This is a genomic window from Larkinella sp. VNQ87 (assembly GCF_049445795.1).
GTDB lineage: Bacteria > Bacteroidota > Bacteroidia > Cytophagales > Spirosomataceae > Larkinella.
In genome coordinates this window covers 323,187-337,094 of the sequence record NZ_JBMSDT010000008.1, presented here as the reverse complement: position 1 = coordinate 337,094, position 13,908 = coordinate 323,187, and the positions used below count along the sequence as shown (strand labels likewise).

At 54.8% G+C, this 13,908-nt stretch carries 10 protein-coding genes; 5 read left to right on the top strand and 5 right to left on the bottom strand.

All coding sequences use genetic code 11. The annotated features are described in order from the left end of the window. Positions 1 to 311: 311 nt before the first annotated feature. From ACO2Q8_RS16105 to selD, 4 genes are all read right to left on the bottom strand, one after another. Positions 312 to 953, bottom strand: coding sequence for an MBL fold metallo-hydrolase (locus tag ACO2Q8_RS16105; protein WP_423345858.1), 642 nt, complete (start codon positions 951 to 953; stop codon positions 312 to 314). A 15-nt stretch (positions 954 to 968) separates the two neighbouring features. Then, positions 969 to 1,670, bottom strand: a complete 702-nt coding sequence (locus tag ACO2Q8_RS16100; protein ID WP_423345857.1) for an SAM-dependent methyltransferase — start codon at positions 1,668 to 1,670, stop codon at positions 969 to 971. A gap of 85 nt (positions 1,671 to 1,755) precedes the next feature. After that, a complete protein-coding gene (locus tag ACO2Q8_RS16095) occupies positions 1,756 to 2,535 on the bottom strand; it encodes an alpha/beta fold hydrolase (protein WP_423345856.1) in 780 nt (259 codons plus the stop codon). Between the two features lie 161 nt (positions 2,536 to 2,696). After that, positions 2,697 to 3,731 carry a selenide, water dikinase SelD gene (gene selD / locus ACO2Q8_RS16090; protein ID WP_423345855.1) on the bottom strand — a complete coding sequence of 345 codons (1,035 nt, stop codon included), beginning with the start codon at positions 3,729 to 3,731 and terminating at the stop codon, positions 2,697 to 2,699. Between the two features lie 385 nt (positions 3,732 to 4,116). On the opposite strand from selD, the gene ACO2Q8_RS16085 reads away from it, so the two are divergent. The 3 genes from ACO2Q8_RS16085 (at position 4,117) to ACO2Q8_RS16075 (ending at position 8,933) form a co-directional block, all read left to right on the top strand. Beyond that, positions 4,117 to 7,557: a TonB-dependent receptor gene (locus ACO2Q8_RS16085; protein ID WP_423345854.1), complete on the top strand. Its 3,441-nt coding sequence runs from the start codon at positions 4,117 to 4,119 to the stop codon at positions 7,555 to 7,557. Positions 7,558 to 7,673: 116 nt separating this feature from the next. Further along, entirely contained in the window at positions 7,674 to 8,534 is an 861-nt protein-coding gene (locus tag ACO2Q8_RS16080) for a glycerophosphodiester phosphodiesterase family protein (protein WP_423345853.1), read from the top strand. 45 nt (positions 8,535 to 8,579) lie between these two features. Beyond that, complete coding sequence (locus ACO2Q8_RS16075) at positions 8,580 to 8,933, top strand: DUF4180 domain-containing protein (RefSeq protein ID WP_423345852.1); 354 nt, start codon at positions 8,580 to 8,582, stop codon at positions 8,931 to 8,933. A gap of 26 nt (positions 8,934 to 8,959) precedes the next feature. On the opposite strand, the gene ACO2Q8_RS16070 is transcribed toward ACO2Q8_RS16075, so the two are convergent. After that, on the bottom strand, positions 8,960 to 9,538 hold the full coding sequence (locus ACO2Q8_RS16070; RefSeq protein WP_423345851.1) for a hypothetical protein: 579 nt from the start codon (positions 9,536 to 9,538) through the stop codon (positions 8,960 to 8,962). A gap of 222 nt (positions 9,539 to 9,760) precedes the next feature. On the opposite strand from ACO2Q8_RS16070, the gene ACO2Q8_RS16065 reads away from it, so the two are divergent. Next, entirely contained in the window at positions 9,761 to 10,867 is a 1,107-nt protein-coding gene (locus ACO2Q8_RS16065; protein WP_423345850.1) for a helix-turn-helix domain-containing protein, read from the top strand. Between the two features lie 153 nt (positions 10,868 to 11,020). Beyond that, positions 11,021 to 13,900 (top strand): TonB-dependent receptor, encoded by a 2,880-nt coding sequence (locus ACO2Q8_RS16060; protein WP_423345849.1) that lies wholly within the window; start codon positions 11,021 to 11,023, stop codon positions 13,898 to 13,900. The last annotated feature ends 8 nt before the right edge of the window (positions 13,901 to 13,908 follow it).

The following is a 13,908-nucleotide window of genomic DNA, read 5'->3' as shown; positions in this document are numbered from 1 at the left end:
GTGTTTGAGCGTAATAAGTTGACGATAATCAGACACTTGATTCCACTCGGAAATTCAGAGGAATCTCTAACAATAGTTATTCCAAAATTTGTAACCGAAAAGTAAATACGGCAAATTGTTTACGTAGATTGGATTAGATGCCTTTTTTGATGCCCTGAGATCACAATTAATTATGGAAATATCAATATAGAAAAATAGGTAATATTTGGAAAAGACGTCCACATTAATTGGCTGATCAGATTTAATTAGCAGACAATTGGAAAGCGTTGGAGAACCCGTGTAGGTTGTTAAGGTGGGTTAAACCGGCCTTGTTACAGCCTGACAAAGGGGTTGTTTTTTTTCTCATGCCCGATGGTGGTCGGCTGCGCGTGGCCGGGATAAACCGTGTAGTCGTCGGGTAGGGTGTAGAGCTGGGTTCGGATGCTGTGGATCAGGGTGTCGTAATCAGAAAGCGGAAAGTCGTACCGGCCGATGCTGCCCCGGAACAGCACATCGCCCCCGATCACGAAGCGGTCGGCGTGGTTGACAAACGCAACGTGGCCCGGCGCATGACCCGGCACAAACCGCACTTCCAGTTCGGACTTTCCAAACGAAATACGCTGACCGGCTTCCAGAAAATGATCGACATCGGTTTCTTCATACGTCATGATGCCGAAATGCGGGGCCATAATCGGCGCTGAACGCAAAACCGGCAGATCGGCGGGGTGGAGATACAGTTCAATTTCGTATTGCCGTTTGACGAAGGCATTGCCCAGAATGTGATCGATGTGGGCATGGGTATTCAGTAGTTTGCCCGGTTTTAGCTTATTCTGCTCGATAAAACCGCTGAGTTCCGCTCGTTCCCGCGTATCGTAGCAGCCGGGGTCGATGATGACCGCTTCGCCGGTTTCATCGTAAAGGACATACGTATTTTCGGCAAGTGGACTAAACACAAACGACTGAACTCGGACCATGATTAGAAAGTCGGGTTAGAGGAGCAGAAAAAGACTCGGTTTTTTGTGCAGATCGGGCACCTGGGTTTTCCATTCCCGAATGCTGAGGGTCCGAATGAGTTCATCGTCGGCGGTCAGGTGGCAGGCGATGCACAGGCGGGTTTCGGGGTGGCAGGTAGCCAGCAGATCGGCCAGCAAAGCGTTGTTGCGGTAGGGTGTTTCCATGAAAATCTGCGTTTGATCGCGTTTACGCGCGTCCTGCTCCAACTGCCGGATTTGCTGAAGCCGGGCCGGTTTTTCAATGGGAAGATACCCGTGAAAGGCAAACGACTGCCCGCTCATCCCCGACGCCATCAGCGCCAGCAGAATCGACGACGGCCCCACCAGCGGCCAAACCCGCCAGCCCATCTGATGGGCCAGCCGAACCGCCACCGCCCCCGGATCGGCTACCCCGGGGCAGCCTGCTTCCGACAAAATACCGGCGTCCTGCTGCTCTAGCAGCAAACGCCGGAGTTGCCCGGCGGTTTCGGTTTCGGGCGTATCCTTGTTTAACTCGTAAAAGGTCAGCTCATCGATCACGACCCCGGTTTTCAGGCTACTGATGAACCGCCGGGCCGTTCGGACGTTTTCGACAAAAAATACCTTCGTCTGCCCGACCACCGCCCGGATTTGCGGAGACAAAACCTGCTCGGCAGTATTTTCGGCCAAAACCGTAGGAATCAAGTACAAACTAGGCATGAGGGAGTGATGAGTTATGAAGTAAGAGTTAAGAGTTGCTTCGCCACTTTATGGGAAACGGCGGAGCCAACTCATAACTCTTAATTCATAACTCATAATTCTTTAAAAATCGCATGAGGACTTCGACGAATTCGGTCGGTTTTTCGGCCTGGACCCAGTGCCCGGCGCCCTCGATGGCTTCGACGGTGCTGTTGGGGAAAATCTGGGCAATTTCGGGCAAATCTTTGTCTTTGATATACCGCGATTCGGCACCCCGGATGAATAAGGTGGGTTCCGTGATGGTGCGGACATAATGCAGCGCCTGTCCGATGCCTTCTAGCTCTTCCTCGATAACGGGCAAATTCAACCGCCAGTCGAACGCGCCGTCGTCGGTCCGAAACAGGTTTTTCAGCAGGAATTGTCGAACGGCGAGACTGGGCTCGTACTGGCTCAGAATGTCATCGGCTTCGTTCCGGCTTGTAATTGTTTTCAGATCGATCGCTTTCAGGCCGCGAATCAGTTCGGCATGATGGATCGGATAGGATTTGGGCGCAATATCGACCACGACCAACCGGCTGAATTGGCCCGGATAATTCATCGCAAATTGCATCACGGTTTTCCCACCCATCGAATGGCCGATGAGGATGGGTTTTTCCAGTTGGTGATCGACAATAAACTCTTGTAAATCAGCCGCCATGGCATCGTAGTTAAAAACTTCGCTACGCGGGGATCGGCCGTGGTTTCGCTGATCGACCAGAAAAACCCGGTAATTGTGGTCGGCAATGGTTTTCGAAATGGTCAGCCAATTGTCGGACGAGCCGAAAACCCCGTGCAGAATGATGATGGGCGTACCGGTTTCGCCGGTTTGTCGGAAAAAAAGTTTCATAGGCGTACTTTCGTACCCACGGACTTTAGTCCGTGTTTTACGCTCAAAAACTCAAGTATTTAGCCAAAAACACGGACTAAAGTCCGTGGGTACTACATGGGTACGCAAAGTAAATCATTTATTGCGGGAAATTGCTTGCGAAAGAAGGTTAAGTCCCCGGATTATCGCACATAAACGGCTTTTTCACCAATTTCAATCAGGTGCCCGAATGATTTCAGGTGGAGTTTGTTTTCGAAGGCAACCTGCTCAAATTCAGTGGCACTGCCCGAATCGATGGCGATCAGCAAGCCGCCATTGGCCTGCGGGTCGGCGAGCAGAAACCGTTGGGAGTCGGAAAGCTCATTGGTTTTCCCGGCAAACCGTTCCGCATTGCGGTAGGTGTCATTGGGAATACAGCCCTCCGCCAGCCAGGCATCGGTTTCCGGTAAAACCGGCATTTTGTGGAAGTCGATTTCGGCGCTCAGGCTGCTGCTTTCGGCCAGGTCGATGAGGGCACCCAGAAGACCGGCATCCGTCACGGGCGCGAGGGCTTTGACGTAGGGGAGCTTACCCAGAAACACTCCGAAGGTATTCAGGCAGGTCATCTGATTCAGAAGAAATTCTACACTTTCCGGGCGTAGGCGTTCTTGCCGGTAGGCCGTACTCAGGATACCCGTTCCAAGCGGTTTGGTGAGATACAGGCAATTGCCGGCCGTAGCGGTACTCAGTTGTTTCAGGTGATTCAATCGCACTTTCCCCGTCACCGACAGCCCCAAATACGGTTCCGGACTTTCGATCTGATGGCCGGATGCCAGCGGTACGCCGGCTTCGGCGCAAAGTTGATGGCTTCCTTCCAGTACCTGCCCGGCCCATTCGGTCGGGAGGCCCTCAGCAGGCCAGCCCAGCACGGGGGCGACCAGCAATGGTACTCCGCCCATCGCATAAATGCGACTCAGAGCCTGGGCGGAAGCGATGCGTCCGAAATCATACGGATTGTCTGTCATCGGAATCGAGAAATCCGTGAGGGCTAACAACACTTCCCCATGACCGATTTCGAGTACGGTGACTCCCTCGGCGCTATCGGGTCCAAGAAGCAAATGTGGGAAAACCGGGGTAGGAGCCGGTTGCCCGGAAGAAGTATCCGGTACAATTTTTTGGATCGGAAGGGTTGTTTCGCTGAAATGAGCCAGTTTGTATATTTCCGTTTGTTGAATCATGTCCGTAGAAGTTATAACCACTGAATAACTTTCCTTTTTACTCTACTGAAAGATACGTATAAAGGTTCGAAAACTTGCAAGCTATACGTCGCAGCAGGTCTGAAATGATGCGTATAAATATCTGAATAGTAGAATTTTAACTTGAATTGTTACAAGAAAATGATGGGTATGACCATTTCCTTAACAAAAAATTAATACGTGGAAATTGAACGATAAAAACAGATTTATGGAGTTTTCGCAGAAAGCTTGATTGTAAATTTGTTGTTTTGGTACTTTCCTAAGAACCTGGACTTGAGTGAGAAAAAAAAATGTCGTTTCTTTGTGTTGAACTGTACTAAGTTTCGGAGACACTTCAAACCAAATTTAACCAAATCGTCCATTTTTTATGAACAGAAAATTACAATCTGTCTACCTGCTGACATTACTCTGCGGACTGGCATTGGCCCTGTTGAGCGGAAGTAATGCCCAGGCACAGGTAACCTCTTCTTCCATTGCGGGTCTGGTGAAAGACCAGAAAGGTGATGGGCTTCCCGGTGCTACGGTGATTGCGGTGCATACTCCCTCGGGTACACGCTACGGAACCGTCACCAACAATGAAGGCCGGTATACGTTCCCGAACGTTCGCGTCGGTGGCCCCTATACCGTAACCGCTACGTTTGTCGGATTTAAAGAACAGGCAAAACAAGGCATTCAAGCCAGCCTGGGAACGGCCGCCAACGTCGATTTCGAAATGGCCGACGAGAGTACTCAATTGTCGGAAATCGTAGTTTCCGGCAACCGGACGGATATTTTTAGTTCCGACCGAACCGGGGCAGCCGCTTCGTTCGGACGGGAAACCATCAACTCCATCCCGACGATAAACCGGACACTGACGGATGTCACAAAATACAATGCCTACGGAAACGGACAATCGTTTGCCGGTCAGGATCCCCGTTTCAACAACTTTACCATCGATGGTTCGGTGTTCAACAACGGTTTTGGTCTGGGTAGCTCGGCCCTGGCCGGGGGCCGGACCGGTACGACGGCCGTTTCGCTCGACGCCATCGACCAGCTTCAGGTGAACGTCGCGCCGTTCGATATTCGCCAGTCCGGTTTTACGGGTGCGGGCATCAACGCCGTAACCCGTTCGGGAACCAACGAATTTTCCGGCTCGGTCTACCATTTGTTCCGGAACAACAGCCTGGTGGGTAAAGAGGCCGATGGAGTGGAGATCACACCGAAACCCAACATCAACGAGAAAACGTACGGCTTCCGGTTGGGCGGTCCGATTATCAAAAACAAACTGTTCTTCTTCGTCAACGGCGAAATGTTCAAGAGTAGCTCGCCTGCCTTGCTCTGGAGCCTCGACCGGGGGGGCAGTGGCACGCAGGTGTCGCGCGTTACGCTGGCCGACATGCAGGATCTGTCGCAGTTTATGCAAACCAACTTCGGCTATAACCTGGGCGCCCTGGACAACTTCAACAACGAAGTGAACAGCATCAAGGGCCTGATTCGTCTGGATTACAACATCAACGACCAGCACAAACTGTCGGTCCGGTATTCGCACCACAACTCGGATTCGGATCAGATTATCAGCAACAGTAACAGCAGTAACACGGCCGGGAACGGAAACCGGACAAATAGCGCCTTCGCTATTTCGCCGGAAAATTCGGGCTATATCATTGCCGATAATACCCGTTCACTGGCGGCTGAGCTGACCTCGAACTTTGGTGGGAAATTTGCCAACAACCTGATTGTTACCTACAACAAGCAGTTGGAAGACCGGACGTACAAGGCTAGTCTGTTCCCGACCATCGACATCCTGAAAGACGGAAGTACCTACACCTCCATCGGTTTCGATCCGTTTACGCCGAACAACAAGCTGAACTACTCGACGTTCAACATCACGAACAATTTCAGCTATTTTGCCGGCAAACATACGCTCACGGCCGGTCTGGTGTACGAATACTACACGTCGAACAACGTCTTCTTCCCGTCGTCCAATGGTGTTTATGTATACAACTCCATCGACGACTTCAAACAGGCGGCTTTAGCGTCAATCAACAACCCCGGCGCAACGACTTCTCCTGTAACGGTAGCCCGGTACAACCTGCGGTATTCGCTGATTCCGGGCGGGGGCGAACCGTTACAAACTCTGAAACGGGATCTCTACAGCGCCTACATCCAGGACGAATTCCAGGCTACGCCGAACTTCAAATTGACACTGGGGCTGCGTGGTGACCTGTTCAACTACGACAACAGCACCGCCGAGGACTTCAACAACCCGATTGTGGCTGGTCTGACTTTCAGGAATGAAGACGGAGAAGATTACAAAATTACGACCGGAACGTTCCCGAAACCGCGTCTGCTGCTATCCCCCCGTCTGGGCTTCAACTGGGATGTGAAAGGCGACAAAACGACGCAGGTTCGCGGGGGAAGCGGTATTTTCGTTTCCCGGATTCCGGAAGTACTGGTATCCAACCAGTTGGGGAACAACGGGGTGAACACGGCGGTGATTAACGTGACGAATACGACGGCGTATCCGTTCGTGACTGATCCGAGCCAACTTCCGGCTGCCGTTCGTCCGCCCGATCCGACGACGGTTAACCTGGCGGCCTTACCGCCTTACGTCATCAACGCATCGGATCAAAACCTGAAATATCCGCAAATCTGGAAAACTAACCTGGCCGTCGATCAAAAACTGCCCTGGGGCCTGATCGGAACGCTGGAATTTGTCTATAACAAAAACCTCCAGGCCCTTCGGTATATCGATGCCAACCTGAGAGGGCCGAGCGGCCGGACGCTGACCGGTCCGGACAACCGTCCGGTATTCCCGGCCTTTGGTGTGGTTAGCTCCGGTTCGGGTGCCAACAATACGGTCAACCAAGCCCGGTTTTACAACACGGCCATTACCAACGCCTTTGTGCTTCGGAATACCAACAAAGGAAGCTCGTACATCGTGACGGCGAAACTGGAAAAACCGGCTGTTCGGGGCTTCGGCGGATCGCTGGCTTATACGTACGGCGAAGCGCGTGACCTGGCGTTTGTGGGTAGTACGGTGCAGGCCAACGTGCCCTCGGTGTACGGTCAGAACTACCTGAATACGGCCTATTCGGATCAGGATTTGCGGCACCGGATCGTCGGCTTCGTGAACTACCGCCTAAACTACGGCGGAAAATTCGGCGGATCGACGGCCTTCACGTTGGGTGTGCTATCAAGCAGCGGCAGCAAAATTTCGTATGTCTACAACCAGGATGTCAACTTCGACGGACAGACGACCAACGATTTGATCTACGTGCCGCGTAATGCCTCCGAATTGTCGTTTGCTCCGCTGACGGTTGCTGCGGTTCCGGCTACGGCAACGACCCCGGCCATTCCGGCGGTAACGTACTCGCCGGAGCAACAGGCGGCTGCGTTCGATGCCTACATCGAGAATAACAAGTACCTGAAAACCCGTCGCGGCCAATACGCTGAGCGGAACGGTGGTGCGTATCCCTGGCTGACGCGCTTCGACCTGTCGGTGGTGCAGGAGTTTTACGTAGCGGTTGGCAAAGAAGGCAAACGAAATACGATCCAGCTTCGCGCCGACATTCTGAACTTCGGCAACCTGCTGAACAATAGCTGGGGCCTGGGTAACGCACTGACGGCTTCGACCAGCAGCAGCACTTCGAATCCGCTGACGCTGGTGAGTGTCAATACGACGACCGGCGTGCCCCAGTATCGCCTGGCTACCCAAACGTTCCGGGGCCAGGCCCAGCCGGGGCTGCTCAAGGATTCGTTTGTTCCGGCGCAAAACCTGAACGCGGTGTATCAGGCGCAGATCGGTATCCGGTATATTTTTAACTAAGCGTTTTTCAAATGCTATAGTAACCCCCGCCGGATCATCCGGCGGGGGTATTTTTTTGTAATTCGTTTACCCCCCACCCCCTAAATGCCGGGGGTAAAAGCTTTCCGATAAGCTCTATGAGAATCTTTCTTATAATCGTAAGTTTTTTTCTGTACACGACGCTGCTTTATGCCCAAAATCGATCCTTCACAACGGCATTGGCCCTGGAGCGTTTTCTGCAATACCGACCGGATCGGACAGTGCCGCTGCTGCTGGCGCACCGGGGCGGTCCGGAGCCGACCGAAACCGAAAATAGCCTGGAAACCTTTCGGCATACGTTTCAGCAGGTGCCCGAAGCGATTCTGGAAATGGATGTCCGGATGACGCGCGATAGCGTGCTGGTGCTGTTGCACGACGATGAGATCGACCGGACGACCACCGGAACCGGGTCGCTCAAAGCCATGCCGTGGGCCGAGTTGAAGACGGTTTTTCTGCGGGATTTGCGAGGAAAGCCCACCCGGCAACGGATTCCGACTTTCGATGAGGTGTTGGAATGGGGGGCCGGCCGGGTCGTGATGGCGATCGATGCCAAACCGGGGGTCGATTTAGTGAAGTTGATGAAAACCATTGCCGACCGGGGCGCGATTTACAGCGTATTCATCATCTGTTATTCCGTAGAGGATGCTCTGCAAATTCGAAAAGCGTATCCGGAGGTCTGGCTGGCGCTGGGTTTCAACCAGGCCGATCACGGTGAGACACTGCAAAAAGCCGGTTTGTCTTTGCACCACCTGATTGCGCTGGCAGCCCGGCAAAACCGGGAATTTTACAAACGGTTGCACCACGACGGAATCCCCTGCACCGCCGGAACCTACGGCCCCGGCAATCTGGACGAAAAACCGATCGGGGAGGTCGCCGACGACTACCGGGCGGTTTTCCAAACCGGGGCGGATATTCTGACCACCGATCGGCCGGTGGAGGTCAGAAAACTATTCAGGTAGGGAACGACTTATGCTCACCTCCGCGAAACAATAAATACATCACCTATGGAAATCATCGAAACCAACGGCGTTTCAATTGCCGAACTGCAATTCGACCCACTTGAAATCCGCACTGCCCAGGATGCGCTGGATCTGCTGGCAAATTGCATGTATCAGGGCGCCGACAACCTCATCATCCACGAGAAACAGCTTACGCCGGATTTCTTTGAGTTGAAAACCGGTCTGGCGGGCGAAATCCTGCAAAAGTTTTCCCAATATGGGGCGCAGCTGGCGATCATCGGCGACTACACCCACTACACCAGCAAAAGCCTGCGGGATTTTATGTACGAGAGCAACCAGGTCGGCCGCATCAATTTTGTCGCCACCGCCGAAGAAGCCCGCGAAAAGCTGGCCCGCTAACCGAACCGGGGGCGGTTTTACGACCCTCAACGCCGGACGGCCACGGCCCGTTGCGGTAGTTCGCCGGTTAGGACGCCGTCGCGCAGGAGCCGCGCCACCAGGGTTCGGGTCGGAAATGGTCCGGATGACAGCCGGGGCCTTGCCGCTACGCCTTTCCAGAACGTCTGATTCGTGCTGATGGCCCGTAACTTGAAGTTGTACTGCGACAAATCGTCGCCGTCGGGTGCGTCGAGCGACACCAGGCTGCCTTTGTGCGTCTGTTCGACGGTCAGCACCACCTCGCTTTGGCACTCGGCGGCTCGTGCACGGATGGCTTCCGAATGCCCGGCGGGTTCGTACGGGTTCAGCGACATCGTACAGACCTGATACGGAGTCGGAAATGAAAGCATCACTTGTTCAGCGTAACGCGTGTCAGGCTGACGGTTTTTCAGCACGACCAGCACCCGGCCGAATGCAGCGGGCATGGCTTCCGGTTTTGCTTTCGATACAAAAGCCCGCCGACCGGCGCTTAACTGCGTATCCGGGCTGACATTCGAACGCAGGGCCTGGCAACCCGCCAAGCTACCCAGAGCCAGACCAATCAGGAGAAAGGTAACGGTTTTCATAGCGTAGATTCGTGAATAGGAATAGCTTGTCTGGTAATAACGCAAAGATGATCAGGTGATTATCCGTAATCCTCCGAAAGTTTCTGATGGTTGCTTCAATCGTTGGCTTCCGGGGCTGAACCCGATTTGGGAGCCGACATCCCGGACGGTTTTGTTTCACAATTTCTTAATATTCTACTACCGAGTCAAGGGTTAAATTTACTCAACGTTAACCCGCTCGCTATGGTCTTCTTCGTTACTACGGTTGCCTTCGTGCAGACGCTGGTTGTGCTGTATCTGCTGCCGCTCCGGGGCAGTCAGAGCCGGAATTATCCGTACATCCGGGTGTTGCTGCTGTCGCTGATTCTGCACCTGGGCATCAAAATGTACTTGCTCGGGGTATTGCAGGACGCGTTTCTGTTCGGCCGGTTGAATAGCTTTACCTCGTTCAGCTACGGGCCATTGCTGCTGTTCCAGTTCCGGCAGTCGATGGGTCGTCCGCTGCGCCGGTCGGTCAAAATGCTTCACCTGCTGCCGTTTCTGGTTGCGTTCGGTTTGTACGTGTATTGTGTGGTTTCCCTGTTACCCACGGCTGAACTGGCGCTGTTTCACCGCATTTTTTCGGTGTATCGCTACTCCGTGATGGGCTCGTGCCTGCTCTATTTCAGCTACCTGCTGTGGGCGTTGCAGCGGGAGCGGGACGCGCTGCCCCCGTTGGACCGACAACTGATGGTGCGGGTTAGCAGCTTGTTTCTGGTCGCGATGCTGGGCGGGCATCTGGTCAATCGCCTGGCCGAAAGGCTGGCGATTCCGTACGAGCCCCACATCTTCCCTTACGCCATGTTCGGGCTGATTTCCTTCCTGTGTTTGCGGTTTTTCTTTACCCAACCCAGTCCCGGTTTATCGATGGCCCCACTGCCGGTTGATGAACCGGAGCCTTTGGAGAAAGAACCGGTTGCCTACGAAAAATCGGGCCTCTCGGACGCACAACTGGCCGAAGGCTGGCAGATGCTCGAACACCTCATGCAGCGGGAAAAGCCGTATACCAACCCCGACCTGTCGCTCGACGATCTGGCCGAACGGCTCCAACTGTCCCGCCAGCACATCTCCCAAATCCTGAGCCAGAAAGCCGGGCGGAATTTTTACGCCTACATCAACGAATACCGGGTGGCCGAAATGCAGCGCCTGATGCGGGAAAAACCGGCTGGCCGGATTCTGGAACTGGCCTTCGCCGTCGGCTTCCAGTCGAAAACCACTCTGAACGCCTACTTCCGGAAAGTTACCGGTTTTTCACCCACCGAATACCAGCAGCAATTAAGGCCCCAACGACGCGAAACGGTCAAAACTTAACGATTTGATAATTTTCTCAACTTGCTGATTTTTAGGGAATTGACATTTTGGGACGACCCAGCCGAACGGCGCGAACCTCGCCGTTCGGCTGGGTCGTCCGGCGTTGGTCGGGCCGACTACCTTTGGGACAGAATCAACTTTGTCTGTCTTTCTATGCAAATCAGATCTTTACTGTTTACCCTTGCTCTGGCGTTGCTGACGGCGCTGGCTTCGGCACAGACCGCACAACGCGGTACGCTGGCGGGCCGCATAACCGACGAAAATGGTTACCTGCCCGGTGCCACCGTGCTCGTGAAGGGAACGACCCTCGGAGCCTCGACCGATCTCAACGGCTCGTTTCAACTACCGAACGTGCCCGCCGGTTCGGTGGTGCTGGCCATCAGCTACGTCGGCTACCAAACCGTTGAATTGCCGTTGTCGGTGCGGGCCGGACTGAATGAGGTGCCGGTCGTAAAACTGTCGGCGGAAGGGACGCAACTGGCCGACGTGATCGTGAAAGGCACCATTGCCGGTTCGCAGATGAAAGCGATCAGCATCAAGCGCAACGCCCTGGCGATGATGGACGTCCTGGCGTCGGACGCCATCGGCAAACTGCCCGACCGGAATGCGGCCGAAGCGGTGCAGCGGATGCCGGGGGTGGCCGTGGCCCGCTACCACGGCGAGGCTGATCAGGCGACGGTGCGCGGGACGCCCTTTGCCTGGACCTCTACGCTGTTCAACGGAACCCGGATGCCGAGCGCCAACGTGGGCGGGTCGCGGAATGCGGTGCTCGATGCGGTGCCCTCCGAAATCATCCAGTACGCGCAGGTGGTCAAGGCGTTGACGCCCGACATGGAAGGCGACGCCATTGGTGGGTCGATCAACTTTGTGACCCGCGTGGCCCCCGAAAACCGGGTGCTGAACGTGAGCGCGGCCGGTGGTTTCAACAACCTCTCGAAAGACGGAACGTACAATGCGTCCATCGTCTACGGCGACCGGTTTTTCAAACGAAAACTAGGCGTCATGCTGGCGGCTGCCATCTGGGACCGCAATTGGGGCACCGACGAATTCACGATTGCCTACAACACCGGCGCATCCAATCCGCAGCAGCAGGTGGCCATCAACAGCCTGCTGATGAAGCGGTACATGGGAAAACGGCAGACGTACGGTTTCAATGCCGGGCTGGAATACCGCTTTAACGAAGGAAACCGGATTTACGCGCGGGGACTGTACGACATGTTCAACGACATCCGGCCGGTGTACGAATCGTATTTTGCCTTCAACACGAGCGAGTATCAACTTAACTACCGGTATTCGTTTTACCAGACGCGGATCAACGGGCTGGAACTCGGCGGGGAACACCAGTTGTCGAACAAACTGAAACTGGATTACTTATTTTCCGATTACACGACCGAATATTACCTGAACAAAACGCCCAACACGACCAGCAAAGACCTGCGCGGTTTGCCGATTGCGACCTTTCGCCAGAAATTGACCAAAGGCTACGGCGGGCTGGCGTCGGACGGGCGGAAATACCTTTCGTTCGATTCGCCCGACGGAACCGGCGACGATGCGCTGGGCATTCGGCCGTACCTGGTCAATCCGGTGGCCGACGCCATCGACCCGGCCAAGCTGACCCTGCGGCAGTTGGTGCTGCTCCAGTTTGGGGCCAAAGAGCGCGATCAGGTCGGGCAGGTGAACCTCAAATTCGATGCGTCGCCGAAATTCTCACTGAAAGTAGGAGCCAAGTTCCGGCACAAGGAGCGCAGCGGACGCAGCACGAGCGGAAGCCGGGTGTATGTCCCGACCAGTTCGACCCTGGTGGCGCTGAACACACTGGAGCGCGAACCCTTCCCAACGCGGGGCGGTTTTTTCAACGAACTCGGCAATCCTTACGACGCCTACGCCATCGACAACATCACGGAGCAGCAACTCTACAACCTGTACGCGCCCGGTTTTTTGCAGGCCAACGGTTTCCGCGACGTGACGCCCGGCTCGTTCCCGACGACGTATTCCGACGGTCGCGAGGATGTGCTGGCGGGCTACGTCATGGGGGAATGGAATGCCAGCGAGAAACTGAAGATTTTTGGCGGTTTGCGGGACGAATACACCATGCTGACGGCCAACGGCTCGCAATACCGGCGCGAAACCGTGACCGTGAACGGCGCGCCGACCGTGCGGGAAAGCATCACGCCCGTGACGGTTAAGAACAACTACCACGCCTTGCTTCCGATGCTGCACGCCAAGTACGCCCTCAACCAGCGGACCAACCTGCGGGCGGCTTTCACCCGGACGTTTGTGCGGCCACTCTTTACGGAACTGACGCCCACCGAGAGCATCAACACGACCACCAACCCGATCACGGTGTCGAAGGGCAACGCCGAACTCCGGCCCACCTTTGCCAACAACTTCGATTTGATGGGCGAGCATTATTTTGACAACATCGGCTTGCTGACGGCGGGGTTGTTTTACAAAGACATCACAGACGTGGTCTTTTCGGACCGTTCGGTTTCGCTCAGCGGCAATGTGACCACCGTGACGACGCAGCCCCAAAACCTCCGGAATGCCAGCCTGATGGGCTTCGAGGTGGGACTGACACGCCGGTTTACGTTCCTGCCAGGCTTCCTGAGCGGTTTTGGCATCGAGGCCAATTACACGCGCATCGAGTCGGAGGTGGAGGTACCACGTTCCGTGGGTAGTGACGTGGTGATGGACAAAACACCTTTGCCCAACCAGTCGAGACACCTCTTCAACGGGATTCTGTTTTACGAGCGCAATGGGTTGACGGCCCGGCTGGCGGGCAATTACCGGGGAAAATCGGTCGAAACCATCAGCCAGCAACTCGGCCCCCGGCTGTACACCTGGTCGAATACCAACTTCACGGTGGACTTCTCGGCCTCCTACACGATTACCCCTAAAATCCGGGTGTTTGTCGAAGTCAACAACCTGACCAACGAGCCGTTGCAAAACTACCTCGGCGACGAGCGCCGGATCACGAACTCCGAATGGTACAGCCAGCGCGGCCAGGCCGGGATTCGCTGGGATATTTTCTAATAAACTCC

What these genes read in the sequence shown, in the direction of transcription:
- ACO2Q8_RS16060 (WP_423345849.1), top strand. Translation starts at nt 11,021, where the DNA reads ATGCAAATCAGATCTTTACTGTTTACCCTTGCTCTGGCGTTGCTGACG.
- ACO2Q8_RS16070 (WP_423345851.1), bottom strand. Translation starts at nt 9,538, where the DNA reads ATGAAAACCGTTACCTTTCTCCTGATTGGTCTGGCTCTGGGTAGCTTG.
- ACO2Q8_RS16075 (WP_423345852.1), top strand. Translation starts at nt 8,580, where the DNA reads ATGGAAATCATCGAAACCAACGGCGTTTCAATTGCCGAACTGCAATTC.
- ACO2Q8_RS16100 (WP_423345857.1), bottom strand. Translation starts at nt 1,670, where the DNA reads ATGCCTAGTTTGTACTTGATTCCTACGGTTTTGGCCGAAAATACTGCC.
- ACO2Q8_RS16080 (WP_423345853.1), top strand. Translation starts at nt 7,674, where the DNA reads ATGAGAATCTTTCTTATAATCGTAAGTTTTTTTCTGTACACGACGCTG.
- ACO2Q8_RS16095 (WP_423345856.1), bottom strand. Translation starts at nt 2,535, where the DNA reads ATGAAACTTTTTTTCCGACAAACCGGCGAAACCGGTACGCCCATCATC.
- ACO2Q8_RS16085 (WP_423345854.1), top strand. Translation starts at nt 4,117, where the DNA reads ATGAACAGAAAATTACAATCTGTCTACCTGCTGACATTACTCTGCGGA.
- ACO2Q8_RS16065 (WP_423345850.1), top strand. Translation starts at nt 9,761, where the DNA reads ATGGTCTTCTTCGTTACTACGGTTGCCTTCGTGCAGACGCTGGTTGTG.
- ACO2Q8_RS16105 (WP_423345858.1), bottom strand. Translation starts at nt 953, where the DNA reads ATGGTCCGAGTTCAGTCGTTTGTGTTTAGTCCACTTGCCGAAAATACG.
- selD (WP_423345855.1), bottom strand. Translation starts at nt 3,731, where the DNA reads ATGATTCAACAAACGGAAATATACAAACTGGCTCATTTCAGCGAAACA.